The organism is Pseudomonas sp. ICMP 10191 (genome assembly GCF_001467335.1).
In the GTDB taxonomy this organism is placed as follows: domain Bacteria; phylum Pseudomonadota; class Gammaproteobacteria; order Pseudomonadales; family Pseudomonadaceae; genus Aquipseudomonas; species Aquipseudomonas cerasi.
The window spans coordinates 1-425 of the sequence record NZ_LKGW01000049.1 but is presented as its reverse complement, the minus strand read 5'-3'; the positions used below and the strand labels follow the sequence as shown (position 1 = coordinate 425).

The following is a 425-nucleotide window of genomic DNA, read 5'->3' as shown; positions in this document are numbered from 1 at the left end:
CAAGGTTCAGGTAACCGCGTGCCACGCCGTCGCCACCGATAAAAATCTCACCAGCCACGCCATAGGGCACTGGCTGCTGATGATCGTCGAGCAGGTAAATGCGCGTGTTGGCCATCGGTTTGCCGATGGTCGCGTTGCCACTCAGGCGAGTGTGCGCCGGGCGCATCTCGTCCCAGAGCTTGAGCTTCTGTGCTGATAGCGCATCGCCAGTGACGTTGATCAAACGCACCTGTTGCAGGCGCTGAGCCGCCACCTGCGGTTGCTTGTGCCATTCGGCCACCAGCGTGTGCCAGTGCGCGGCGGTGAGGTGCAGGACAGTCGGATGAATGCCGTAATCTTCAGTCCCTTCGCTGCCGAAGATCTCGCGGCTCGGCGCCAGAGTGGCACCCGCCAGCAAGGCCGGGAAGATTTCCTCCACCGACAGG

1 protein-coding gene is annotated in these 425 nt (G+C 62.4%); it reads right to left on the bottom strand.

All coding sequences use genetic code 11. From position 1 onward, the window contains the following. On the bottom strand, positions 1–425 hold a 425-nt coding region (locus tag AO388_RS29555), incomplete at both ends, for an AMP-binding protein (protein ID WP_153003968.1).